The sequence below is a fragment of the Avibacterium paragallinarum genome, assembly GCF_900450705.1.
In the GTDB taxonomy this organism is placed as follows: domain Bacteria; phylum Pseudomonadota; class Gammaproteobacteria; order Enterobacterales; family Pasteurellaceae; genus Avibacterium; species Avibacterium paragallinarum.
In genome coordinates, this window is sequence record NZ_UGHK01000002.1 from 1675987 (window position 1) to 1699321 (window position 23335).

The 23335-nt window shown below is 40.3% G+C and carries 22 protein-coding genes and 2 pseudogenes; 6 read left to right on the plus strand and 18 right to left on the minus strand.

Going from position 1 to position 23335, the window contains the following annotated elements; genetic code table 11:
* Nucleotides 1-24: 24 nt before the first annotated feature.
* Nucleotides 25-675 (minus strand): annotated as a pseudogene (locus tag DXZ23_RS13210) (IS1595-like element ISHpa1 family transposase).
* A gap of 156 nt (nucleotides 676-831) precedes the next feature.
* Here DXZ23_RS13210 and sodA point away from each other — a divergent pair.
* Entirely contained in the window at nucleotides 832-1458 is a 627-nt protein-coding gene (gene sodA, locus DXZ23_RS13215) for a superoxide dismutase [Mn] (RefSeq protein ID WP_017805172.1), read from the plus strand.
* Nucleotides 1459-1733: 275 nt separating this feature from the next.
* Here the strand turns inward: sodA and DXZ23_RS13220 are convergent, their stop codons facing one another.
* The 5 genes from DXZ23_RS13220 to rpsP form a co-directional block, all read right to left on the minus strand.
* Nucleotides 1734-3680, minus strand: coding sequence for an LTA synthase family protein (locus DXZ23_RS13220; protein WP_017805171.1), 1947 nt, complete (start codon nucleotides 3678-3680; stop codon nucleotides 1734-1736).
* A gap of 250 nt (nucleotides 3681-3930) precedes the next feature.
* Nucleotides 3931-4281, minus strand: coding sequence for a 50S ribosomal protein L19 (rplS, locus tag DXZ23_RS13225; RefSeq protein ID WP_017805170.1), 351 nt, complete (start codon nucleotides 4279-4281; stop codon nucleotides 3931-3933).
* Nucleotides 4282-4346: 65 nt separating this feature from the next.
* On the minus strand, nucleotides 4347-5099 hold the full coding sequence (gene trmD / locus DXZ23_RS13230) for a tRNA (guanosine(37)-N1)-methyltransferase TrmD (RefSeq protein ID WP_017805169.1): 753 nt from the start codon (nucleotides 5097-5099) through the stop codon (nucleotides 4347-4349).
* Between the two features lie 62 nt (nucleotides 5100-5161).
* Nucleotides 5162-5689, minus strand: a complete 528-nt coding sequence (gene rimM / locus DXZ23_RS13235; protein WP_017805168.1) for a ribosome maturation factor RimM — start codon at nucleotides 5687-5689, stop codon at nucleotides 5162-5164.
* 31 nt (nucleotides 5690-5720) lie between these two features.
* The gene (gene rpsP / locus DXZ23_RS13240) at nucleotides 5721-5969 is read right to left on the minus strand and encodes a 30S ribosomal protein S16 (RefSeq protein WP_017805167.1); all 249 of its coding nucleotides are present in this window, start codon (nucleotides 5967-5969) and stop codon (nucleotides 5721-5723) included.
* 234 nt (nucleotides 5970-6203) lie between these two features.
* Here rpsP and DXZ23_RS13245 point away from each other — a divergent pair, with 234 nt between their 5' ends.
* Nucleotides 6204-7223, plus strand: a complete 1020-nt coding sequence (locus DXZ23_RS13245) for a glycosyltransferase family 9 protein (RefSeq protein ID WP_017805166.1) — start codon at nucleotides 6204-6206, stop codon at nucleotides 7221-7223.
* Between the two features lie 58 nt (nucleotides 7224-7281).
* On the opposite strand, the gene DXZ23_RS13250 is transcribed toward DXZ23_RS13245, so the two are convergent.
* Both DXZ23_RS13250 and DXZ23_RS13255 read right to left on the minus strand, forming a co-directional pair.
* Nucleotides 7282-8037 (minus strand): glycosyltransferase family 2 protein, encoded by a 756-nt coding sequence (locus tag DXZ23_RS13250; protein WP_017805165.1) that lies wholly within the window; start codon nucleotides 8035-8037, stop codon nucleotides 7282-7284.
* Between the two features lie 102 nt (nucleotides 8038-8139).
* Nucleotides 8140-8920, minus strand: a pseudogene (locus tag DXZ23_RS13255) (Cof-type HAD-IIB family hydrolase).
* Between the two features lie 241 nt (nucleotides 8921-9161).
* Here DXZ23_RS13255 and DXZ23_RS13260 point away from each other — a divergent pair.
* The 4 genes from DXZ23_RS13260 to DXZ23_RS13275 all read left to right on the plus strand — a co-directional run bounded on the left by DXZ23_RS13260 (nucleotide 9162) and on the right by DXZ23_RS13275 (nucleotide 12250).
* Nucleotides 9162-10136: a mannose/fructose/sorbose PTS transporter subunit IIB gene (locus DXZ23_RS13260; RefSeq protein ID WP_017805164.1), complete on the plus strand. Its 975-nt coding sequence runs from the start codon at nucleotides 9162-9164 to the stop codon at nucleotides 10134-10136.
* A 16-nt stretch (nucleotides 10137-10152) separates the two neighbouring features.
* Nucleotides 10153-10950 (plus strand): PTS mannose/fructose/sorbose transporter subunit IIC, encoded by a 798-nt coding sequence (locus DXZ23_RS13265; protein WP_017805163.1) that lies wholly within the window; start codon nucleotides 10153-10155, stop codon nucleotides 10948-10950.
* A gap of 15 nt (nucleotides 10951-10965) precedes the next feature.
* Nucleotides 10966-11796, plus strand: coding sequence for a PTS mannose transporter subunit IID (manZ, locus tag DXZ23_RS13270; protein ID WP_017805162.1), 831 nt, complete (start codon nucleotides 10966-10968; stop codon nucleotides 11794-11796).
* Between the two features lie 73 nt (nucleotides 11797-11869).
* Nucleotides 11870-12250: a hypothetical protein gene (locus DXZ23_RS13275; RefSeq protein ID WP_017805161.1), complete on the plus strand. Its 381-nt coding sequence runs from the start codon at nucleotides 11870-11872 to the stop codon at nucleotides 12248-12250.
* 78 nt (nucleotides 12251-12328) lie between these two features.
* On the opposite strand, the gene DXZ23_RS13280 is transcribed toward DXZ23_RS13275, so the two are convergent.
* From DXZ23_RS13280 to DXZ23_RS13325, 10 genes are all read right to left on the minus strand, one after another.
* The gene (locus DXZ23_RS13280; protein ID WP_114995538.1) at nucleotides 12329-12889 is read right to left on the minus strand and encodes a restriction endonuclease subunit S; all 561 of its coding nucleotides are present in this window, start codon (nucleotides 12887-12889) and stop codon (nucleotides 12329-12331) included.
* Nucleotides 12849-13967 carry a restriction endonuclease subunit S gene (locus tag DXZ23_RS13285; RefSeq protein WP_114995540.1) on the minus strand — a complete coding sequence of 373 codons (1119 nt, stop codon included), beginning with the start codon at nucleotides 13965-13967 and terminating at the stop codon, nucleotides 12849-12851. The genes DXZ23_RS13280 and DXZ23_RS13285 overlap by 41 nt, the downstream gene beginning before the upstream one ends.
* 4 nt (nucleotides 13968-13971) lie before the next feature.
* Nucleotides 13972-15885 carry an HsdM family class I SAM-dependent methyltransferase gene (locus DXZ23_RS13290; protein ID WP_017805158.1) on the minus strand — a complete coding sequence of 638 codons (1914 nt, stop codon included), beginning with the start codon at nucleotides 15883-15885 and terminating at the stop codon, nucleotides 13972-13974.
* Nucleotides 15886-16083: 198 nt separating this feature from the next.
* Nucleotides 16084-18360 (minus strand): bifunctional glutamate--cysteine ligase GshA/glutathione synthetase GshB, encoded by a 2277-nt coding sequence (gene gshAB, locus DXZ23_RS13295; protein WP_017805157.1) that lies wholly within the window; start codon nucleotides 18358-18360, stop codon nucleotides 16084-16086.
* Nucleotides 18361-18553: 193 nt separating this feature from the next.
* The gene (gene fdx / locus DXZ23_RS13300) at nucleotides 18554-18892 is read right to left on the minus strand and encodes an ISC system 2Fe-2S type ferredoxin (RefSeq protein WP_017805156.1); all 339 of its coding nucleotides are present in this window, start codon (nucleotides 18890-18892) and stop codon (nucleotides 18554-18556) included.
* Between the two features lie 5 nt (nucleotides 18893-18897).
* Nucleotides 18898-20763 carry a Fe-S protein assembly chaperone HscA gene (gene hscA / locus DXZ23_RS13305; RefSeq protein WP_017805155.1) on the minus strand — a complete coding sequence of 622 codons (1866 nt, stop codon included), beginning with the start codon at nucleotides 20761-20763 and terminating at the stop codon, nucleotides 18898-18900.
* An 11-nt stretch (nucleotides 20764-20774) separates the two neighbouring features.
* Nucleotides 20775-21293 carry a Fe-S protein assembly co-chaperone HscB gene (gene hscB / locus DXZ23_RS13310; protein WP_017805154.1) on the minus strand — a complete coding sequence of 173 codons (519 nt, stop codon included), beginning with the start codon at nucleotides 21291-21293 and terminating at the stop codon, nucleotides 20775-20777.
* Between the two features lie 12 nt (nucleotides 21294-21305).
* Nucleotides 21306-21629: an iron-sulfur cluster assembly protein IscA gene (gene iscA / locus DXZ23_RS13315; protein ID WP_017805153.1), complete on the minus strand. Its 324-nt coding sequence runs from the start codon at nucleotides 21627-21629 to the stop codon at nucleotides 21306-21308.
* Between the two features lie 62 nt (nucleotides 21630-21691).
* Entirely contained in the window at nucleotides 21692-22075 is a 384-nt protein-coding gene (gene iscU / locus DXZ23_RS13320; protein WP_017805152.1) for a Fe-S cluster assembly scaffold IscU, read from the minus strand.
* Between the two features lie 21 nt (nucleotides 22076-22096).
* Nucleotides 22097-23311 carry an IscS subfamily cysteine desulfurase gene (locus DXZ23_RS13325; RefSeq protein WP_017805151.1) on the minus strand — a complete coding sequence of 405 codons (1215 nt, stop codon included), beginning with the start codon at nucleotides 23309-23311 and terminating at the stop codon, nucleotides 22097-22099.
* Nucleotides 23312-23335 lie beyond the last annotated feature (24 nt).

Genomic DNA, 23335 nt, shown 5'->3' on the forward strand with positions numbered 1-23335 from the left:
TATAATTGGGGCTGTCCTAGATAACTAGACTAAACTCCCTTTAACCAATTGTTTTAAAATAGAAATTTGACTTTTTATGTTGCTGTAATTAAAACGCCATTCACATTCCTTTAAATAAAGCTCAAAATGCGCTTTTGGGATACCATTAAATTTGCGTAAATGGCGTTTTGCTTGGCTTCAAAAATTCTCAATTCCGTTAATGTGGTTATGATTTTCAGCAAAATGTGTGCTGTGATTGATACGAAAATGACTAAATTCACTCACATCAAGCACGTCATAACTACGATAATTATCGGTGTAAACAATACTATCAGGCTTTACCTGCTCCCGAATAATGGGTAACAAGGTGGCAGATTGCGTATTTGGAACCGCAACGGTATAAACCTTGCCATTGCGCTTGAGAAGCCCGAATACCGCAATTTTCCCTGCCGCACCACGACCACGTTTGCCTTTGCGAGCACCGCCAAAATAACTTTCATCGGCTTCAATTTCACCTTCAAACATCTCTAAGTGAAGGCTGTTTTGATAGATGAGTTGGCATAAACGATGAAAGTAATATGCGGCAGTCGTTTTGTTTACATTGACTAACTCTGCTGCTGTCCTTGCAGTAACACCTGCAACAAATAGCTCAATGAGTTTATTTTGTTTGTGCTGACTTAGACGACTTTTTCTCATTGGTTCATTCTAACCTAAATAGATTTTTTAGTTGTTATCTAGGACAGCCCCTTTATTTTTCGCTAGAAATTTAAACTTTTAATGATCTTAATCAAGTTTCTTGCTAGAATACACAAGAATTTAGTACCTAATGATTATTTTAAGAAGGAAAATTTTATGGCTTACACTCTACCTGAACTAGGCTATGCCTACGATGCATTAGAACCACATTTCGATGCACAAACAATGGAAATTCACTACAGCAAACATCACCAAGCTTATGTGAACAACGCCAACGCCATTTTAGAAACGTTACCGCAATTTGCTGAGCTTTGCCCGGGTGAGTTAATCACCAAGTTAGCAGAAGTGCCAGCAGATAAACGCACAGGTTTACGCAACAATGCTGGTGGCCACGTTAATCATAGCTTGTTCTGGAAAAGCTTGAAAAAAGGCACTACCTTACAAGGCGCGTTAAAAGACGCCATTATCCGTGATTTCGGTTCTGTGGAAGCATTCCAAGCAGAATTTGAAAAAGCTGCAGCAACCCGTTTCGGTTCTGGCTGGGCGTGGTTAGTGTTAAACAACGGTAAATTAGAAGTAGTTTCCACTGCAAACCAAGACAGCCCATTAATGGGTAAAGAAATCGCAGGTTGCGAAGGCTACCCAATTTTCGGTTTAGATGTTTGGGAACACGCTTACTACTTAAAATTCCAAAACCGTCGCCCAGACTACATTAAAGAATTCAGGAACGTAGTAAACTGGGATTACGCCGCAGAGCGTTTTGAAAAAAAAGTGAATCTTTAATTTACTAATTTAAGAAAAAATCTCGCTTAATAAAGCGGGATTTTTTCTTTCGGGATAGTAATCCTTATTATTTTGAGTACGAAAATAAACGGTATATAAATTGATATTTATATCGTTATTTGCTTGAAGATACTTTTATTCATTAAAAGTCATACCGTTCCATAATAGAGCGGTATGAAAAATTGGTAATAAACTATACTTCATTACTCACGAACACTCACTAACATTTAGTTAGAAATCGCAATATCCATCTATTGGCTTCCTATAAATTTACATCACTCTTTTGACTTTTTCCCCTGAAACAATTTTTGTTTATAGGCATAGCTACCCCATAAAGCATAAGCTAAAGCTTCTTTTTGTAATGATGGTGCAATATCATTTGGAGTAAGCTGCCCACTTTTTTCATCATAGTGGAAACCTTGTACGGGCTGCCCTTGTTGTAAAATGGCGACATCATCACCACGGCGGAATGCCATTGTGCGGTCAAATTGCATTAATGCACGGTTTGGATCGACTGGCTGGGTTAAATCATAACCTAACATTGGATAGTCGCCACCTACTCCAATCAAGGAAAGCAAGGTGGTTGGCATATCAATTTGGCTTACCAAGCGGTTATCACGGCGTGGTTCAATACCTTCGCCTAAAATTAATGCTGGGATATGGAAATGTTTAATTGGCACAAGCGATGCACCTCCCACGCGGGAATCGTGATCTGCAATCACAAGAAAAACTGTGTCTTTCCAATAATCTGAATTTTTCGCTAATTGGAAAAAATGTCCTAATGCGTGATCCGCATATTTCGCCGCATTATTGCGGGTTTGTTTTGGCTGCTCATAAAGATCAATCTTGCCATCAGGAAACTCAAATGGATCGTGGTTGCTTGAAGTAAACACAAGACTGAAGAAAGGCTGACCAGTGCGGTGTAATTCGGTAAATTCCGCGTTGGCTTTATCAAATAAATCTTCATCGCTCACTCCCCAAGTTCCCGTAAATTTTGGTTCTTTATATTCAGATTGATCGATAATTTTTTGGAAACCATTGCCGTAGAAAAAGCTAGCCATATTATCAAAATGTTTTTCCCCACCATAAATAAAGGAAGTGTGATAACCTTGTTGTCCGAGCAAAGATGCAATGGTAAAAAAGCCATTTTGTGCTCCTGCCAATTTCACCACTGAGCGAGCAGGTGTTGGCGTGAAACCTGCAGTAACCGCTTCTATTCCGCGAACGGAACGTGTACCTGTGGCATAGAGATTTTCAAATAACCAGCCTTGTTTAGCAAGCTCGTCAAAATGCGGGGAAAGCGGTTTGCCGCCTAGTGTACCAATAAATTGTGCACCTAAACTTTCTTCCAAAATAATCACCAAATTTTTTGGCTTTCCGTTATAGGTTGGCTTGTTGTGTGTGAGCGTTGGGAAATCCGCAGAAATATAATCGCTCTCAGGGCGACCACGCACCTGTTTCAAGGTTTCCACCACTTCTTCAAGAGGCATCTTGCCATAAATTTCTGAGGAGTTACTTTCATCTTTAAACTGTTGAATCGCAAAGATAACAGAATAACCCGAGTTTAATACTAAAGAATTAACCAATGGATCAGAGGAAAACGCTACCATTGCTGGGTTAATGCCACGATGTTGAAAACTAGAACGTGCACCAATAAAGGTCAGTAGCCCGACGACCAAGAAAATCACAGGTCGCCATTGCCACTGAGGGTACACTAAATCGTCCCATAAATGAGCAGAGAATTTCCACACGCCATAAACAGAAAGTGCGGTCAGAATTGGGGTTAAAATTAATGCCACAAGATGCCCGTTTGCCAACATTGTGAACACTTCTTTTGGATTAACTAAATATTCCACAAACAAGCGGTTTGGGCGGAAATCATAGGTCTCAATAAATGCGGGTGTAGCAAATTCCATAAATAGAATAAATACCGTACTTGCAACAAGCCAGACGCGGACAAAATGATTTACCGCCGTTCCCAAACTGGTTTTATTGGCAAAAAAACAAGTCAGTAAAATTGGTACGGAAAACAACCAACATAAACTTACAATATCAATTCTAATTCCTTGTAGAAAAAGCGATACCCATCCATTTACGGCAGAAATTCGTTCATTTTGCCAAATAGCAAGTAATAAACGGCTTACTGATAATAAAGCAAGATTTGCCAAGAAAAAACTAAAAATAGGGGATAAAAAACTAAAAGAGGATCTTAAAAAATTCATAGAGGTTCTACATTAATTGAATATGCTTATTAGACTAGTTTTGACAAATAAAAGTTCTGTCCTACACGATTTATCATTGCGTAAATTTAAAATAAGGCAACAAGTACTAGATGTAGATGGCATAGCAACAATGAAGTAACAGAAAATTATTTTTAACTCAAACAGTAATGCCATCGAATATAAAAAAGGACTGGTTTGCTTCATTTTGCTACCAGCCCTCTTCATTTCATTCTCTTAGACAGAAAGAGAATTAATCACCAAGACGCTCTTTAATACGTGCAGATTTACCTGAACGTTCGCGTAAGTAGTAAAGTTTCGCTTTACGCACTGCACCTTTACGTTTCACGGCGATGCTGTCGATAACTGGTGAGTGAGTTTGGAATACACGCTCAACGCCTACACCGTTAGAAATTTTACGTAAAGTGAATGCACTGTGCAAGCCACGGTTACGAATTGCAATAACCACGCCTTCGAATGCTTGCAGACGACGTTTACTACCTTCAACAACCCATACTTTAACTTCTAAAGTATCACCTGGGCGGAAGCTAGGTACGTTTTGTTTTAATTGTTCTTGTTCAATTTGTTTAATGATGTTACTCATTGTGTAATCCTTCTAAGATCCTAGTATTAACTGATGATTTTGCGAATGGTTAAACTCGCAATCAACTAATCAACTTTATTTGCTTGCTGTTCAAGTTTGACTTGCGCCAGCAGTTTCCGTTGTTCGTCAGTCAGAGCTAGGCTTTCCAATAGCTCAGGGCGTCTTAACCACGTTCTTAATAGCGATTGTTTTAACCGCCATTTACGAATTTCTGCGTGGTTACCCGACATCAACACCGCAGGCACTGACATTCCGTCTAGCACCTCTGGCCGAGTATAGTGCGGGCAATCTAATAAACCGTCAGCAAAAGAATCTTCTTCTGCAGAGGCTTGCTTGCCTAGCACTCTTGGAATAAACCTTGCAACGGCATCAATTAATGTCATTGCTGGCAGCTCTCCCCCCGTAAGAACGTAATCACCCACTGACCATTCTTCATCAATTTCAGTTTGGATTACTCGCTCATCAATGCCTTCATAACGCCCGCAGACGAAAATCAATTTCTGATTTTTTGCCAGCTCTGTTACGCCGCATTGATCGAGTTTCCGTCCTTGTGGAGAAAGATAAATTACCTTTGCCCTTTCTCCTGCTGCCGTTTTAGCCGCTTGGATTGCCTCACGCAATGGTTGCACCATCATTAACATTCCAGGCCCGCCGCCATAAGGGCGATCATCAACGGTTTTATGTTTATCCGTGGTGAAATCACGCGGATTCCAACACTGTATTTGCAAGAGATTTTGTTTTACGGCTCTGCCTGTTACCCCATACTCTGTAATCGCTTTAAACATTTCGGGGAACAATGAAACAAGACCAATCCACATTGTTATTTTCCTAATTTGTAGGCTCGAAATGCTACAGCCTAAAGCTTACTGTATGCCTGAGTTTAGAAACCAGCGTCCCAATCCACTTCAATAGTCTTGGTGGTGAGATCTACTCTTTTAACTACTTGTTCATACAAAAACGGAATTAACCGCTCTTGTTTGCCGAAAGCATCTTTTTGACTCGCCCGCACAACCAGCACATCATTTGAGCCCGTCTCCATCATTTCCGCCACCGTTCCCATATTGTAACCTTGCAGATTCACCACTTGGCAGCCAATTAAATCGTGCCAATAATAATCCCCATCTTCAAGTTCAGGGAATACAGATAAATCCACCCCAATTTCAACATTGGTGAGGGTTTGTGCTATCTCACGATCATCAATATTTTTCAATTTAACGATCAGTTCGTGATTATGATGTTTCCAGCTTTCAAGCTCAGTGGGTTGCCATTGTCCTTTGATTTTTAAAAACCAAGGCTGATAATCAAAAATGCTTTCCGCTTGTTCTGTTGATGAATAAATGCGTAACCAACCGCGAATACCATATGTCGAGCCTAATTTGCCAACCACTTCGATTCTTTGTTGCGTCATTTTATTCACCTATAAATCTCAAAATCTGCAATTATGCAGCTTTTTTCGCTTCTTTTACCAAAGAAGTTACGCGATCAGATAAACTCGCCCCTTTTTCAACCCAAGCATTAACACGCTCAAGATCGATACGAAGACGCTCAGCTTTACCAGCGGCTAATGGGTTGAAAAAGCCAACACGCTCAATAAAACGACCATCGCGTGGGCAACGGCTGTCAGCAACTACAATTTGGTAAAATGGGCGTTTTTTAGAACCGCCACGAGATAAACGAATGGTTACCATAACCTTCCTCTAATTAATAATTACGAAAAGAAAACCCACATCGAAGGAGTGGGAATGCTTACTTTTTTCTCTGTATATATAGACAAAAAGCCTGTGGATTGTACTCTTATTTGCAAAAAATGCAAGAAAATATCACCGCACTTTTACACGAAAGGCGGATAAATTAGCGACAACCCACGCACTTCTTTGTTACAATGCCCCATTCGTATTTTTCAGCACAGCCACAGAATTACTATGCAAAAATTACTCGTTATTCGCAATGATAAATTAGGCGATTTCGTCCTGATTTTCCCCGCATTGGCATTATTAAAAAAAGCCAATCCACAACTCCACATAACCGCACTGGTTCCACAATATACCGCACCAATGGCACAGCTTTGCCCTGATATTGATAAGATCATCATTGATGTGCAAGATAAAAAAAGTAAAGCCCAATTTAAGCAGGTTTTACAAGCGATCAAAGCCCAACATTTTGATGGCGTGATTAGCTTCTTCTCAAATTGGCATAATGCAAAATTAGTGTGGCTAAGTGGTATCAAATACCGCCTTGCCCCAGCCACTAAATTCGCTCAAATCGCCTATAATCATCGCCTAACCCAACGCCGTTCGCGTTCCTTGAAACCTGAATTTGAATATAATTTGGATTTAGCCCGTGCGTTTTTACGCGATCAGCAGTGGCAGATTATTGAGCCTCAACCGCCTTATTTAACCTTTCCGCAAGAAACCTTGCTAGCCCAAAAAAACAAATTGAAAACCCAGCTAGGCATCGCAGAAAATAAAAAGTGGATTTTTGTACATAGTGGTACAGGTGGCTCCGCCAATAATCTCTCTTTAGCCCAATATGCCGAGTTGATCACCTCATTGTTGCAACAATTTCAGGCGGATATTATTTTGACCGCGGGGCCAAATGAAAGCGAAAAAGCTCAGCAACTCGCCCAGCTTGTCAATAATGAACGCGTGGTGATTTATGATAAAAATGAGGGTTTAGCAGATTTCACCGCCTCTTTAGCTTGTGCGGATCTCTTTATTGCGGGTTCAACAGGCCCACTGCATATTTGCGGAGCATTGAATGTACCAACCATTGGCTTTTACCCGAGCCACCGCTCCGCAACACCGTTACGCTGGCAGCCGATTAACGACCCCGCACGCCATTTGGCATTTTGTCCACAAAATGAAGAGAAAACGCTTACGACTATTCAAATCGCACAAATCTTCCCGCAAATTCAAGATTTTATTCGCGAACAGTGGCGTTAAGCTCAAGTAAAGTGCAGTCAGAAAAATCGGTGTTTTTTATACCGCACTTTATTTATTTTTACTTTGTTCTGATCCACAAATCCGCATATTTGACAAAGGTGGAATGAGCCGACAACACCGCCAACAGAAATCCTTGTTTGCCGTCTAAGAAGCCCGCTTTTACCAAGTACATTTTGACAAAACAGCCTATGGCGTGGGTAACACCTTGTAACAGCGAGGCTTTTTTTCCTTGTCTTTGTCGTTGTTCTGCCCAAGCTTGTGCATAGTTAGCCGATTTCACCAAGTAATGATGCAAATTTTTATAAGGATAATGCAGCAAGTTACCCGACAATTTTTCTACTTTTGTATTAGCTGGATACACCACTTTTTCGTGAACTAAGGCATCATTGTAGCCCGCATATTGGGTTGAGTAGAGGCGTACGACATAATCGGGATACCAGCCTGAATGACGAATTAAACGTCCGAACACTTCACTAATGCGTGGAATATCATACACTACATTAGGCAAATTGTTTGCCACCGCTTGCTGAATATTTTCCCGTAACTCATCGGTTACCCGCTCATCAGCGTCTAGCCATAACACATAATCAGACGTAACATATTGCTGGGCAAGTTGGCGTTGTTTGCCAAAGCCTTGCCAATCGGTATGTTGATAAAATTTTGCCCCATATTGCAAAGCGATTTCTTTTGTATTATCGGTACTGCCCGAATCCAAAATAACAATTTCATCAACCCAATCTTTCACGCTGTCTAAACATTGAGCTAAATATTGGCTCTCATTTTTAACAATCATCGCGACACTTAGTGTTGGCATAATACCGTCCTTATTACATAGGTTTTTTATTATATTTTTATACATTGTTAATGGAAAAAAAGCTAGTATAGCAACATTGAAATAATAGCTATTGCTTAGCATTTAAAAAAGTTTATTTAAGGAAAAAGCGATTCCATCTTTGTCATTACTTACAGTGATTTGTTTAGCAATGCGTTTAATTTCCTCTGGCGAATTTCCCATTGCAATGCCTAAGCCCACATATTCCAACATATCAAGATCATTAAAATTATCACCAAAGGCAATAATGTCTGCTTTATCTACGGCTGCTCGCTGTGCCATAAATTGAATGGCATTAGCTTTGGTCGCCGCTTTATTCATTATTTCTAAATATTCTTTTTTGGAACGGTGGATAGAAAGCTGTGGAAATTGTTGTTTGAGCAAAGGTTCAATTTGCTCAATCTGTGTCGCTTCTCCCATTAATAAGATTTTGTGTACATTGCTTAAATATTGCGGTTTTTCTTTTGCTGTTAGCCCTGTGATTTCGCTTTCTTGCTTAATCCAATGACTGTCTAAATCTGTGGTAAACCAATCAAGATGAGAATAATAGCTCACTGAAAGCGTAGGGTGGTGGGCTAAGATCTGCTCCAGCTGAGGCAAAAGCGTATTTTCTAAGGTGATGGAATAAAGTGCGGTGAGATTTTTGTCCAAAATTAATGCACCACTATAACAGATAATCTCATTTTCATTATGAAGTTGTTCCATACTAAGGCAAAATGGCGTAAGGAGGGCGAGCGGAAACAGGAATAAAAGGAATGCCTTTTTGCATAATGCGTTGTATGGACTGCACCGTTGCGGGGGTAATTTGATGTTGGCTATTGAGTAATGTACCGTCCATATCTGAGAAAACCATTTTATATGCCATTCGATTTACGCCTTTATCTAGCCCATTTGTATTTTTCATTCTAAGAATCCCACCGTGAAAAGTAAAGGTTCGAAAAATTCCTGCTAATTTCCTTTGTTTCTTTTTATGATACAGATCATATTTTCAGCAAAAAGACGTTTAATCTACAAAAAATTAGGATTACACTTTCTTAGCATTGCAATCGATTGCATTGCTTTACTTATTTTGCTGAAACGTTTTTTCAAACAAATTTGGAGGTTATATGACCCATATTATTGTTGCAACGCACGGTAAATTTTCAGAAGAACTGGTAAATTCAGCGGCAATGGTTTACGGCGAAGATGAAAATACCCACGTTGTAACCTTTTTACCGGGTGAGGGTGGTGAGCATTTAGTTGAGAAATATCAGGCGATTATTGCCCAATTACCAGAGAATGAACCTGTTTTATTTTTGGTGGATTTATTTGGTGGTAGCCCTTATAACGCGGCAAGCCGTGTTGCCACAATGCGTGGGGAAAATACAGATATTGTAACGGGGGTGAATTTGCCAATGTTGCTTGAAGTGTTAGATGCTAAAGACGACGCTTCTCTCGCAGAATTAGTGAGTACGGCAAAAGAAGTGGGCGTGGCGGCAGTGCGTTCGTTCCAGCCTGAGAAAAGCACAACAAAACAGGCAGCACCCGTTCAGGCTACCACTTCAGAAACACCAAAAACCTCAGAAAAAAGCACCGCACTTACTGGAAATATGAATATTTCTTTATTACGCATTGATAGCCGTTTAATCCACGGTCAGGTGGCGACCTCTTGGGCAAAAGCGGTGAAGTGCGAAGCGATTTTTGCGGTGAGTGATGAAGTGTCTGAAGATCCAATCCGCCGTGATTTGCTCTTGCAAGTTGCGCCAGAACATTTGAAATCCTATGTGATCCCCGTAGAAAAAGCCATTAAGGTTTACCACAATCCGAAATACGCAGGGAAGAATATTCTGTGGCTAGTAACCAATCCAACAGATATTGTTCGCCTAATTGAAGGGGGCGTGAAAGTGGATAAAGTGAATGTAGGCGGTATGACTTATAAAGAAGGCAATCAACAGCTTTCACAAGCGGTTACGGTTAATCAACAAGATGTGGAAGCCTTCCGCAAATTATTAGATTTAGGGGTTGATCTGAGCTTGCAACAAGTAGCAAGCAGTCCGAAAGAGCCATTAACCAAACAAAAACTTGACGCATTAAAATTTTAATTAAGAGGACTTATTTATGACAACGATGGAAATTATCCTCGTAACCCTTGTTGCTGCGATTTGCGGTATGGGGAGCGTGTTAGATGAAAGACAAACTCACCGTCCACTAGTGGCTTGTACGCTGATTGGTTTAGTGCTAGGTGATATTACTTCTGGCATTATTATTGGCGGTACGCTTGAAATGCTTGCCCTTGGCTGGATGAACGTTGGGGCAGCAATGGCGCCTGATGCAGCCTTAGCCTCGGTGATCGCAGCTATTTTGGTGATCAAAGGTGGGCAAGATAAAGGCACGGCGATCGCTATCGCTATTCCTGTGGCAGCGGCAGGGCAGGTGCTAACCATTTTTGTACGAACCCTCACGATTTTCTTACAACATAAAGCCAATGATTTTGCTAAACAGGCGAATTTCAGAGGTATTGAATTGTGCCATTTTTCAGGACTAGCCTTACAAGCGTTAAGGGTGGCTATTCCAACTTTCTTCGTGGCATTAGTGGCAGGCACAGATACCGTAACCACAGCTTTAAATGCGATTCCTGAAGTGGTAACTCGTGGCTTGCAAATTGCAGGGGGCTTCATCGTGGTTGTGGGTTATGCAATGGTGATTAATATGATGCGTGCTGGCGCATTAATGCCGTTCTTCTTCGTGGGCTTTGTGATTGCTTCATTCTCTAACTATAACCTTGTTGGCTTAGGTTTATTAGGGGCTTGTTTAGCATTAATTTATATTCAATTAAACCCACGTTTTAATCAGGCAACCTTGCCTGCTGCAAGTGCGAAAAAAGAACTTGCCGATGATGAACTTGAAGGTCTATAAGAGAAGGAATTGATTATGTCAGAGAAAAAACAATTAACGAAAGCCGATATTCGTAGCACTTACTGGCGTTCGACATTTTTATTAGGCTCATTTAACTTTGAGCGTATGCAAGCAATGGGTTTTTGTGTATCGATGATCCCCGCAATCAAACGCTTATATAGCAAAAAAGAAGATCAAGCCGATGCATTAAAACGCCACCTTGAATTTTTTAATACCCAGCCTTGGGTTGCATCATCAATCATTGGTGTAACCGCTGCAATGGAGCAAGAGCGTGCTAACGGTGCGACAGACATTGATGATGCGGCGATTAGTGGTGTAAAAGTGGGGTTAATGGGGCCATTAGCTGGCGTTGGCGATCCAATTTTCTGGGGAACATTACGCCCCGTTCTTGCAGCCTTAGGGGCAGGGTTAGCCATTAGCGGAAGCCTATTAGGGCCATTGCTATTCTTTATCGGCATTAACATTTTCCGTGCTTTAACCCGTTGGTATGGTTTCCATTATGGTTATGCAAAAGGCACGGAAATCGTGCAAGATATGGGCGGTGGTCGCTTACAAAAATTAACCCAAGGGGCCTCTATTTTGGGGTTATTTGTAATGGGGGCGCTGGTATCCAAATGGACAACCATCAATATTCCACTTGAACTCTCGCGCTATGTCAACTCGCAAGGGCAAGAAGTGGTAACAACAGTACAAAGCGTGTTAAATGAATTGCTTCCGGGGCTTGCCGCATTAGGTTTAACTTTCTTGTGTATGTACTTATTACAGAAAAAAGTGAACGCAATGTACATTATTTTTGCCTTATTCGGTGTTGGCATCGTAGGATATTATTTTGGTATCTTAGCTTAATTTATCGGGCGGTTTAGTGAATAAACCGCTTTTTTATTATCAGTTGGCAAGAGAGCAAAAGAAGGAATATTTAATGAAGTTTAAAGATCTGATCAAAGCCCCCGAAAGTGAAGGGTACTTAAAAAATAGCTCCAAATTAATTACTGCACTTTTTATTATTGGCGGAATTGCCTACTATCCAACCAAAGGCTACGGCACGGTGATTGCCCTTGTGATTGCTCTGATGATATTAGTCGGACAAAAATTATTACTTTCACAAATTAATAAAGATTTTGCCGATATGTATTTTGCCAAAGAACAATTTGAAAAACTGGGCAATAAAACCTATTTAGAATTTATTGTCGCCCGTTCAAGCCAAATTTTACAAGATAATAAAGTGTTATCGGAAAAAGGAAAGCAAGAATTAAACGCATTGCAACAATACGCCACTTCAGCCTTAGCAAAGCGCCAATAAAATTATTTCAAGTATAAAAAATAGGCTTAAATTTTTAAGCCTATTTTTATTAAAATTTAGAAAAAAAGTACCGCGCTTTTAGTTATTTGTCAAAATTCTTGATTTAGGATTATGCAAACTTTTTATATATTGGGTAATTTTTTGTAATTCCAATCGTTGCATATAAATTTCCATTCCTTCCCAATCTGGTTGATTTAGATGATTTACTGGAAGTAGAATTTTTTGTTTAGCCATTCTAGTGGCATTAAATTTATAACCATATTGATACTTTTTCTTCTGTTTTAAAATGGCAGTTTTTAAAAATAAATAAGCATATTTACCCTGATAGTTCTTGATTTTTACGCGTTTTACATCATCTGAAAATAAAGCTTGATAGGGGTGATAGAAATTTTCTACCACACTACCATTATAATTTACCCCTAAAACATCGCTATCCACACTAGCATTATGGTTATTAATAAAAGCGGTTACCCCATTATTAGAATCGCTTGCACCAATAAAAGGGGTTTCCCCTTCATTCATATCTTGTTTAGTTAAGCGAACACCTGAAAAAATCTCACATATATCAGAAATTTTAAACGCAGACCACTTGTAATCTTTAAGAAGGTGTGCCACCCCCCCCCCGCTCGGATTTTTCATTATTTATCATAGTGTTATAGTATTTTAATATGGTTTCAATCTTATTTTTTTCTAACTGACGTATAAAATCTTCCATAAATTGCCAGTCGGGCTCGGTATTATCATTTATGGGCAATAATATTTTTTCTCGCTGAATGCGTTTATCATTAATTTCGCGATTGAAAGAGTATTTTTCTTCTAATCTTTTAATGATACTTGCTAAAAAGAGATAAACATATTTATTAGGTCGTTCAAGTTTTAATTCAGTAACATGGTCACTAGCAATAAATTGATAATGATGAAAAAAGGTAGCGCCTACACTGCCACTATTCGCGATAGTTAAACAATTTCCAAATTTCCTGACATTTTTTTCATTACTAATAAAATTGTCTACGCCATTTTGTGTTGCTGATGAAGAAATATAGGGAATATCTCCCTCTATTTGATTACTTTTTGTTAGGCGTTTTCCCCTTTGAATTTCTTCAAAAATTTCATTAAAAGGAAAGGCTTTCCATTCTCTATCGGTAATGGAAGCCGTTTGTATTAGAATGTCGGTCGCTTGTTGGGTATAGTAATCAATAAGCTGTTTTATTTTCTCTTCCTCTTTTTGCTTTATATAGTCTTCCATAAATTGCCAGTCTGGTTGATAATCTGAATAGATTGGAAGCATTATTTGGGTTCTATTTAGCCTGCCTAATGTAGCACCATTCCCTCCCCAAGAAAATTTTTCCATTTGTATTTTTAATAACGGAATAAGAAACATTGCGACCCAGTAATTCAAATTATCATTTTTCAATATTTGAATATTTTGCCCCGTCCAGAAACTATTTTTTTGATAAAACACTGTTTGAGTATCTAATCCAATAGTAATAACATTACCATCGTCTTTTTTATATTTTCTCATTTGTTCATCAGGAACAAATAGATTTATACCATTATCTGTCTCACTTCTTGTGATATAAGGTGTTTTTCCATCTTTGGCTGTTTTTAATTTGTTCTTATCAATTCCACTTTGAGTTGCTTCTATATTAAAAATTCCATTTTCACCACCAATAAAGAAGCTAGCCCACTCTCTATCCGTTAATTTTAACTTTGCCATTTTATTATTCCTCATTTTCTTTTAAGCCAAATAAATATCCTCGCCCATGGGTAATCATATTTACTTCAAAAGTGAGATAATCCGCAATGGTTTTCTCAAAATCTACTTCACTAGGGATTTCATCATTGAAATAATAAAAAGAATGCAGCCATTCATCTTCGGCTTCAATGGTAGTTTTTACACAGAATTTATTTTCTGCTTCAATGCGATCAAACCATACATCTAAAAGATGGCTCTTTTTATCTTTAGCATAAGGGGTTTCTACCAAGCCAATATGCTTTTGTACTTCAAAACCATCATTTTCAAAATTGATAAATTTCACAATTTTATCTTTATTATGTGGAACGCCTGTAGTAAAAATTGCAATACAAGGATTAGTACCCACTCCATAAAAAGTATTTTTATTAAGAGTAATAACACCTTCTAAAGTATGATTTTTTAAGATATTAGTTTTTATTGCCTGCTCTTCTTTGCTTTTGCCTGTCATAGAAGATTGAGGAACAATTACGATAGCTTTTCCATCTTCTACAATGCTATCTAATAATTGTTCAGTAAAGGCAATTTCATAAAGATTAGGATTGGTTTTTGAGCCTTGTGAATAAGGTGGATTCATCATTCCGACATTACAGCCTTTAAGTTGTAGCTGTGCAGGATTTTGTTTAATGAAGTCCTCTTGCTCTAAATTACTCTTTCCATCACCGCGTAAAATCATATTGGTTGTGGCGATGGTGAACATATAAGGCTGTAATTCAATGCCATGTAATTGTTCTTTTTTGATTTTTCGTTTCTGTGCGTCACTGTCTGCTTGCTGTAGCATATGGTGCATGGCGGCAATTAAAAAGCCACCTGTGCCGCAGCAAGGATCAAAGACCTTATCTTGTGGCTTCAAATCTGCTAAATCACAAAAAAGTTCTACAATATGCTTTGGTGTTAAAACAATGCCTAAGGTTTGCCCATCACCACCCGAGTAAGACATAAATTCGCCGTAAAAACGCCCTAAATAATCTTCTGCAGACTGAATATATTTAATATTGTGATAAATATGTTTATCAATAAATTCTGCGTAATGTTTAAGTGGGGTTTTTCCCAGATTTTCATTGATTTCATTAATCACTTTTGTATCTTTAATGACTGAAAATTGACTGAGTAACTTATCTTTTTTAACTTCTGGCTGAACTTGGGCGCGATTTAAATTATCTTGTATCGCTTTATAAATTTTATCACCATCAGTAACTAAATCATCTCCATTTAAGTTATCAAGTGAGAAGTTTTTAAAATCAATTTCTCTTAAAGCAAGTAAAATCCCTGAAACAATGAGTGGCTTATCTTTATCTTGAATACTGCCGTAGTTGCGTAAATCTTCGTGCAGCTGCTTAGCATCTTTTAATATTTCTTCGGTAGTCTTATCTTCATTAGTGGGTTCTTTTAAAATATTTCTAAAATAATATTCATCAATATTATCTGCACTAAACAAAGTAAAGGTTTCTAAATTTTCTAGTTCTTTATATTCGCCACATTCATTAATAAAGAGCGGTGTAATTTTGTGGCGTTTTTCATCACCAGAAACCCCAATAGCAATAATTTTTTTATAGCTGGTATGTTTGGCAAGGTGTAAGCCATAATGCAAGGCACCATTAACCGCATAATCTTTAATACTTGCTGTATCTTGCGCGATTAAGCCATTTTCGTCTTTTTTGCTATGCTTTGCGATGTCTGCTTTATCTTCAATCACGATTAAAAAATCTTTTACAACACCACAAAACTCTGGATAACCGACATTGCCTGTCCTTGATTTTGAAGCGGTTTTTAAGGCATCATCAATCTCTTTGATTTCACTGCCTTGTGCTGATAGGTTTAATCCTGCTTCTGTAAGCTGACTATGAACCCATAAATCTGTTTTTATTTCTTTTTTTGCCATTTTTCAATTTGGAAGTATTTAGAGTGATAAGAATGTAGTGATTGTATAGTGATTATTAGGAATAGCAAGTTTCAAGAATTGATATAAGCAAGGATAATTTCTAAAAGTGTAATTAACTTAGCTAATTAGAGGATAAAATAATAGGCTTAAAAAATTTAAGCCTATTTTTATTAAAATTTAGAAAAAAGCACCGCACTTTTAGTTTGGTAATTCTGGGAATAACATTTTAATCACGTCCAAAGTGAGACGGCGTGATTTTCCTGAGTAAGGGAAAATGTGCATCATCATCATTGGATTAAAGTTGGCTTCGATCACGCCCCAAGATTGTAGGCTTGGTTCAGCAGGTTTGTGGAGATCTGGAATGATGAGATCCACGCCACACACCGCAGCCCCCATTGCTTTGGTGATGCCCACCGCGAGGGCTTTATAGCTCGGGTGCATTTCATCTGTCATATCAATACTATCGCCGCCTGTGCTGATGTTTGAATTGGCACGCAGTTGCACGATACGCCCCGCATCGGGAATGCTGTCCACGGTTAAACCTTGCTCTTTGAGCTGGAGTTTTTCAATATCGCCAAGAGCGATTTTTTTCAGTGGGGTACGGCTGCCGTCGCCACGCAATGGGTGATCGTTTTTTGCCGCGACTAATTCTGCAACGCTGTGTTTGCCATCACCCACCACATTCGCTGACACACGCAATAATACGGCAAGTGTTTCTTCACCCAACACAAAGAAACGATATTCCGTACCACTTAAATAATCTTCCACCATCACTTCTTTATCTTCACGGAAAGCAATTTCAATGGCTTTGGCAAAATCTTCACGGTTGCTGACGCCTTGTTGGAAAATAGTAATGCCTAAGCCGTAATTGGTGGATTTGGGTTTAATTACCACCGCACGCCCTTCAAATAAACCGTAGTTCGCCACCGCTTGTTCGGCGGAGGTAAATTCCATACTCTGTGGCACGTTAAAGCCTGCTTTGTGCAACACTTTTTTGGTTACCACTTTGTTTTCCATAATTAATGGTGAAATGTAGCTGTCTTTTGAGGTCATATTGCCGTTTTTCACATACTCAATATGATCGCCCACTTGCAAGCAAAGGAACTGATCTTGCTCGTCCAAAATTTCCGTTTTGATCCCTTTTTGGATCAAATCAAACAATAACGCTTGGGTGGATAATTCCATATTATCGAAGGCTTCCAATGCATAAAAACGCTCAAAAGCATTAGCTTTATATTGTTGTGCTAACTTCGCCCCTAAGCGTTGATAATCGCCCGCTTTTTCAATGGCTTGCACTAAACGTCCGCCAAGGGTTAAAGCCGGATCAGCAAACTGTTGTAATTTTTGCTGCACGATTTCACTGATTTCTTGCGGTGCGTGAATTTCTTCCAACATTGCAAGCAGTTGATGGAGCAGGGCTTCTCCCTCTTGGCGATATTGGGTTGGTGAAAGCGGATTTTCTAATGCCACTTCAGCCAATCTGGCTTTACCGAGTTCCACACCATTTTGATCCACTGTTTCATCAAGCCAAATCATTAATAAGACGAAATAATGGATAAATTTCGCATCGCTGAGGGTGATACCGTATTGCTCGAACGGGTTAAGATCGAACAAGCGAAACTCTAAATATTGAATACCGTTGTTGAGCAATTCGCGAGCTTTTTTCGCACCACGCAAACGCACATTGGAATAAAACTCTTTTTCGGCGATCAGCTTTCCGCTGTTTACCCAATGCTCAAGGCTTTCTACATATTGCTCAATGCTGTCGAAAGACACTTTGATTTCAGGAGCATTCACATAGCCATATTGGCTCGAACGCAGGCTTCGCACATATTGCCCCGCTTTTAATGGGTTGCCTTGTTTGAAATAATTATCTTGCACCGTTGGCGTAGCTGCTAGTAGATAGAGCAGAACCCATTGATAGCGAAGGAAATTTTTCGCCATTTTGAGGTATAAATCGTTCTGAAATCTGACCGCACTTTGTTCTTTGTCTTGCAACTTAAACAGGGCCTGAATAAATTCAGGATCAAGCTGGAAGTTGTAGTGAATGCCACTCACCATTTGCTTATTTTTGCCGTAAGATTTCACCAAATGCTCACGATATGCCACATCTTCGGGGTTATCTAATTGAGCGACCTGAATTTTATCTTCAGGCGGCAACCCTGCTGGCATACTTAGCGGAAACAAATATTCATCTTCAGGAATGGAACGTAACACCACTTGATGAATGGCAGAAAGCCAACGCAGGCTATCTTCCAATTTATGCTGTGGCGGGGTGATCATTTCCACTTGGCTTTCAGCAAAATCCGTTTGAATATAAGGGTGATACGATCGATTGCCAAAAACCTTAGGGTGTTCAGTGGTTACGATAGAACCGTCTGCGTGTACACGCTGGCTCTCTTTTTCAATCCCAAATGAGCCTTGTTGGAATAACAGCCCAAGATGGTTTTGCTTAATGGTTTGTTGGATTTTCATATTTTTCCTTCTATTCAAGGTCAGGACAATGCTGACTATTATCTAAGCTCATTACTAAAAAGGCAAAAACTAAATCTTTATGAGTTATAGCGATTTGATCTTAAACAAATCACGACATATTTCACCATAAAATAGATAGGCGGATTTTACTCCGCCCCAATTAGAACCTTAGTTAGTTTTTGCTTAGCGATGCTTAATGCTCTTCTCTTGCATGGTTTAAGCTGTATTTTGGAATTTCCACCACAAGATCTTCATTACCAATTTGGCATTGGCAGCTTAAACGGCTATCTACTTCTAAGCCCCAAGCCTTATCTAGCATATCGTCTTCCGCTTCGCTGCTTTCATTTAAACTATCAAAGCCTTCGCGAATAATCACGTGGCAAGTGGTGCAAGCACAGGATTTATCGCAAGCGTGTTCAATTTCGATGCCTGCATCTAATGCCACATCTAATAAATTATCCCCTTCGGCAGCGTCCACCACCATTCCTTCCGGACAAAGGGTTTCGTGAGGTAAAAAAATCACTTTAGCCATAATCACTATTCCTTAAAATTCTCAATTTCATCAATAGAATGCCCTGAAAGTGCCGTTCTGATGGATTTATCCATACGGCGTGCGGCAAATTCTTGCGTGGCACGATCCAAGGCTTTAATGCCTTGCTTAATGGCAAGGCTATCTTCTTGTTGTACTAATTCTTGCAGCGAAATTAACGCATTTTTCACCGCACTTAATTCTTCATCATTCAGCAGACTTTCGTCCTGTTGCAAGGCAGAATGCACGCTTTCAATCACACGGGTTGCTTCCACGCGCTGTTCCGCTAATAAACGCGCTTGAATGTCTTCTTTGGCGTTTTCCATTGAGGCTTTTAGCATCGCGGCAATTTCTTCATCGCTCAAGCCATAGGACGGCTTCACCTGAATGGAAGATTGCACACCCGTAGATTTTTCCATTGCAGTAACGCTAAGCAGACCGTCCGCGTCCACTTGATAGGTAACGCGAATATGTGCTGCCCCTGCTGCCATTGGGGGAATGCCTCGCAAGGTGAAACGAGCGAGCGAACGACAATCTGCCACCATTTCACGCTCCCCTTGTACGATATGCACGCTCATCGCGGTTTGCCCGTCTTTAAAGGTGGTAAATTCTTGCGCTCTTGCCACAGGGATTGTGGTGTTGCGTGGAATGATTTTTTCCACCAAACCGCCCATTGTTTCAATGCCTAAAGAGAGCGGAATTACATCAAGTAGCAACATTTCGCTATCAGGCTTATTGCCGACTAAAATATCCGCTTGAATTGCTGCCCCCAGTGCCACCACTTTATCGGGATCGATAGAGGTTAATGGCTCACGTTGGAAAAATTCGCCCACTTTTTCACGCACAAACGGCACACGGGTTGAGCCGCCAACCATCACCACTTCTCGCACCTCTTGCGGGCTGATGCCTGCGTCTTTTAAGGCACGGCGACACGCCATTAAAGAGCGTTTGAGCAACGGCTCAATCAGCTGATTAAATTCATCACGACTGAGTTCCCCTTGCCAATTTTGATATTGAATAGCCGTACTTGGCTCATCAGATAAATGGGTTTTTGCCTGTTTTGCTAACTGCCAAAGCTCGCGAGTTTGCTGATCGTTTTGTGGACTAATACCAGACTGTGCCACGATCCAATCAGCAAGCAAATGATCGAAATCATCACCACCCAGTGCGGTATCGCCGCCTGTTGCCAGCACTTCAAACACACCTTTGGATAAACGCAAAATGGAAATATCGAACGTGCCGCCGCCCAAATCATACACCGCGATCACGCCCTCTTGTTCGCTATCCAAGCCATAAGCAATAGCAGCGGCAGTGGGTTCGTTGAGTAAACGCAACACGTTTAAGCCCGCGAGGGCTGCCGCATCTTTGGTGCTTTGGCGTTGAGCATCGTCAAAGTAAGCGGGAACGGTAATCACCGCCCCTTGTAATTCACCGCCAAGACGTTTTTCTGCAAGTGCGGTCAGTTTTTTCAGAATTTCGCTTGAAACTTCAATGGGGCTACGCAACCCCTGTGCGGTTTCAAACACGGGTAAGCCGTTTTCACTTTGCTGAAAGCGGTAGGGCAAATTCGGGTAGCGATGTTGCACATCTGCTAAGGATCGCCCGATTAAACGTTTCACCGAAATAATAGTATTTTGTGGATCAAGGCTAGCAAGTTCCCCCGCTTCATAACCTACGATAACAGGCTGATTGGCGGGAAAATGCACGATAGAGGGGGTTAAGGCACGCTCTTTTTCGTCAAGCAAAATTTCTGCCATTCCGCTTCGTACGGTGGCAACCAGTGAATTGGTCGTGCCAAGATCAATTCCTACGGCTAATTTATGTTGGTGCGGTGCGGCACTTTGCCCCGGCTCAGCAATTTGTAATAATGCCATTCTCTTTCTCTTTAAAAATCCATTAAGTTATCTTCAATGCGTTCCACTTCAAGCAATAATTTTTTGATAAAACGCAGTCGATCGGTGAGCTGTTGTGCCTGTTCCCAATTTTGATCGGAAAGTGCGGTGCTTAATTGAGCCAGAATTTCACGCTGATGTTGTTCGATCTCATCGCGAAAGGCTTCAAGCTCGGTGGTGTTTTGGGCTTGCTCGATGTCTTCAAGTTGCTCTCGCCATTGCATTTGTTGCATTAGAAATGCCATATCCTGATTGGTTTTTTCTTCCCCATTTTGGTTGCCCAAATGGAGGGCGATAATGCAGTCAGCACGGGCGATAGGATCTTTTAAGATCTGCAAGGCATCGTTCACTTCCGCCGATTTTTGCATTGCCAAACGCTGTTCTTGTGTGGAACGATGAGCAAAATTATCGGGGTGCAAAGATTTTTGCAATGCCAAATAACGGGTATTCAGTTGGGCTTGATCGAGAGAAAATGCCACAGGCAAATCAAAGAGTGCAAAAGGATTATTCATTGCTGGCTTCTCTTAAACGTTGAAACTTTCGCCACAGCCACATTCATCTTTAACGTTCGGATTGCTGAATTTAAAGCCTTCATTTAATCCTTCTTTGACGAAATCCAACTGCGTTCCCTCGAGATAAACTAAACTTTTGGCATCAACGATCACTTTTACACCGTGATCTTCAAACACCTGATCGTCTTCGTTGAGAGTATCGACAAATTCAAGAACATAAGCTAAGCCTGAACAGCCTGAAGTTTTGATACCTAACCGTAAACCAATACCTTTTCCACGATTGGCTAAAAAGGTTTTCACCCGATTGGCTGCACTTTCTGTTAATGTTACGCCCATAACTTTCTCCACAAAATGATGAAAAGTGCGGTCAGCTTTTACCGCACTTTTATTTGCCTAAATTATTCGCCGCGTTTGGCTTTGTAGTCGGTGATGGCGGCTTTAATGGCATCTTCTGCCAAAATTGAGCAATGCACTTTCACTGGCGGCAACTCTAATTCTTCCGCAATTTGGCTATTTTTGATGGCTTGGGCTTCATCAAGAGATTTGCCTTTCACCCATTCAGTGATAAGTGAGCTTGAAGCAATGGCTGAACCGCAGCCGTAAGTTTTGAATTTGGCATCTTCAATAATGCCGTCATCGTTTACTTTGATTTGCAGTTGCATTACATCGCCACAAGCAGGCGCACCCACCATTCCGCTGCCAACGGTGGGATCTTTTTTGTCAAACGAACCCACGTTGCGAGGGTTTTCATAATGATCAATTACTTTTTCGCTATATGCCATTTTTTTGTTCCTTTTGCTAAATTAATGGTGAGTCCACTCAATGGAGTTAAGATCAATGCCTTCTTTGAACATATCCCATAATGGCGATAATGCTCTTAATTTTTCCACCGCACCTTTCACCAGATTGATGGTGTAATCAATTTCTTCTTCAGTGGTGTAACGTCCCACAGTAAAGCGGATTGAGCTGTGTGCAAGCTCATCGTTTAATCCTAAAGCACGCAACACATAAGACGGCTCAAGGCTGGCTGAAGTACAAGCTGAACCTGATGAAACAGCAATATCACGCAATGCCATCATTAAACTTTCACCTTCCACATAGTTGAAGCTGATGTTTAGGTTGTTGTCCACACGGTGTTCCATTGAACCGTTCACATAGGTTTCTTCAATATCTTTTAAGCCGTTATACAAACGATCACGCAATGCTTTTAAGCGTGGCATTTCAGTTGCCATTTCTTCTTTACAAATGCGATAGGCTTCGCCCATTCCCACGATTTGGTGAACAGGCAATGTACCTGAACGCATACCACGTTCGTGGCCACCACCGTGAATGATCGCTTCTAAACGCACACGCGGTTTACGGCGAACATATAATGCCCCGATACCTTTTGGCCCGTAAAGTTTGTGGCTCGACATTGACATTAAATCCACGTTCAGTTCCGCTAAATTGATCGGTAATTTACCTACGCTTTGGGTGGCATCAGTGTGGAAAATAATTTTGCGTTCACGGCATAGATCGCCAATGGCTTTAATATCTTGGATCACGCCGATTTCATTATTCACGTGCATAATCGACACTAAAATGGTGTCATCACGCATTGCATTTTTTAATTCTTCTAAGTTGATTAAACCGTCTGATTTTGGTGTTAAGTAGGTAACTTCAAAGCCTTCACGGTCTAATTGACGGCAAGTATCCAACACCGCTTTATGCTCGGTTTTGCAAGTGATAATGTGTTTGCCTTTGGTTTGATAAAAATGGGCAGCCCCTTTAATGGCAAGGTTGTCGGCTTCTGTTGCGCCTGACGTAAACACGATTTCACGGCTATCCGCACCGATTAAATCCGCAATGTGATTACGCGCCACATCAACGGCTTCTTCTGCTTGCCAGCCGAATTTATGAGAACGGGACGCGGGGTTCCCAAAGGTGCCTTCGATGGTTAAAAATTCCATCATTTTTTTCGCGACACGCTCGTCCACAGGGCAAGTTGCCGCATAATCCAAATAAATAGGTAATTTCATTCTACACTCCTAAAAAATACATAA

Coding starts and splice junctions, on each gene's coding strand:
- DXZ23_RS13290 (WP_017805158.1), bottom strand. CDS start 15,885: ATGGCAAAAAAAGAAATAAAAACAGATTTATGGGTTCATAGTCAGCTT.
- manZ (WP_017805162.1), top strand. CDS start 10,966: ATGTCAGAGAAAAAACAATTAACGAAAGCCGATATTCGTAGCACTTAC.
- DXZ23_RS13275 (WP_017805161.1), top strand. CDS start 11,870: ATGAAGTTTAAAGATCTGATCAAAGCCCCCGAAAGTGAAGGGTACTTA.
- rplS (WP_017805170.1), bottom strand. CDS start 4,281: ATGAGTAACATCATTAAACAAATTGAACAAGAACAATTAAAACAAAAC.
- rimM (WP_017805168.1), bottom strand. CDS start 5,689: ATGACGCAACAAAGAATCGAAGTGGTTGGCAAATTAGGCTCGACATAT.
- DXZ23_RS13220 (WP_017805171.1), bottom strand. CDS start 3,680: ATGAATTTTTTAAGATCCTCTTTTAGTTTTTTATCCCCTATTTTTAGT.
- hscB (WP_017805154.1), bottom strand. CDS start 21,293: ATGAATAATCCTTTTGCACTCTTTGATTTGCCTGTGGCATTTTCTCTC.
- trmD (WP_017805169.1), bottom strand. CDS start 5,099: ATGTGGATTGGTCTTGTTTCATTGTTCCCCGAAATGTTTAAAGCGATT.
- DXZ23_RS13260 (WP_017805164.1), top strand. CDS start 9,162: ATGACCCATATTATTGTTGCAACGCACGGTAAATTTTCAGAAGAACTG.
- DXZ23_RS13250 (WP_017805165.1), bottom strand. CDS start 8,037: ATGCCAACACTAAGTGTCGCGATGATTGTTAAAAATGAGAGCCAATAT.
- DXZ23_RS13325 (WP_017805151.1), bottom strand. CDS start 23,311: ATGAAATTACCTATTTATTTGGATTATGCGGCAACTTGCCCTGTGGAC.
- fdx (WP_017805156.1), bottom strand. CDS start 18,892: ATGGCTAAAGTGATTTTTTTACCTCACGAAACCCTTTGTCCGGAAGGA.
- iscA (WP_017805153.1), bottom strand. CDS start 21,629: ATGGGCGTAACATTAACAGAAAGTGCAGCCAATCGGGTGAAAACCTTT.
- DXZ23_RS13265 (WP_017805163.1), top strand. CDS start 10,153: ATGACAACGATGGAAATTATCCTCGTAACCCTTGTTGCTGCGATTTGC.
- rpsP (WP_017805167.1), bottom strand. CDS start 5,969: ATGGTAACCATTCGTTTATCTCGTGGCGGTTCTAAAAAACGCCCATTT.
- gshAB (WP_017805157.1), bottom strand. CDS start 18,360: ATGAAAATCCAACAAACCATTAAGCAAAACCATCTTGGGCTGTTATTC.
- DXZ23_RS13280 (WP_114995538.1), bottom strand. CDS start 12,889: ATGAAAAATCCGAGCGGGGGGGGGGTGGCACACCTTCTTAAAGATTAC.
- iscU (WP_017805152.1), bottom strand. CDS start 22,075: ATGGCATATAGCGAAAAAGTAATTGATCATTATGAAAACCCTCGCAAC.
- DXZ23_RS13245 (WP_017805166.1), top strand. CDS start 6,204: ATGCAAAAATTACTCGTTATTCGCAATGATAAATTAGGCGATTTCGTC.
- sodA (WP_017805172.1), top strand. CDS start 832: ATGGCTTACACTCTACCTGAACTAGGCTATGCCTACGATGCATTAGAA.
- hscA (WP_017805155.1), bottom strand. CDS start 20,763: ATGGCATTATTACAAATTGCTGAGCCGGGGCAAAGTGCCGCACCGCAC.
- DXZ23_RS13285 (WP_114995540.1), bottom strand. CDS start 13,967: ATGGCAAAGTTAAAATTAACGGATAGAGAGTGGGCTAGCTTCTTTATT.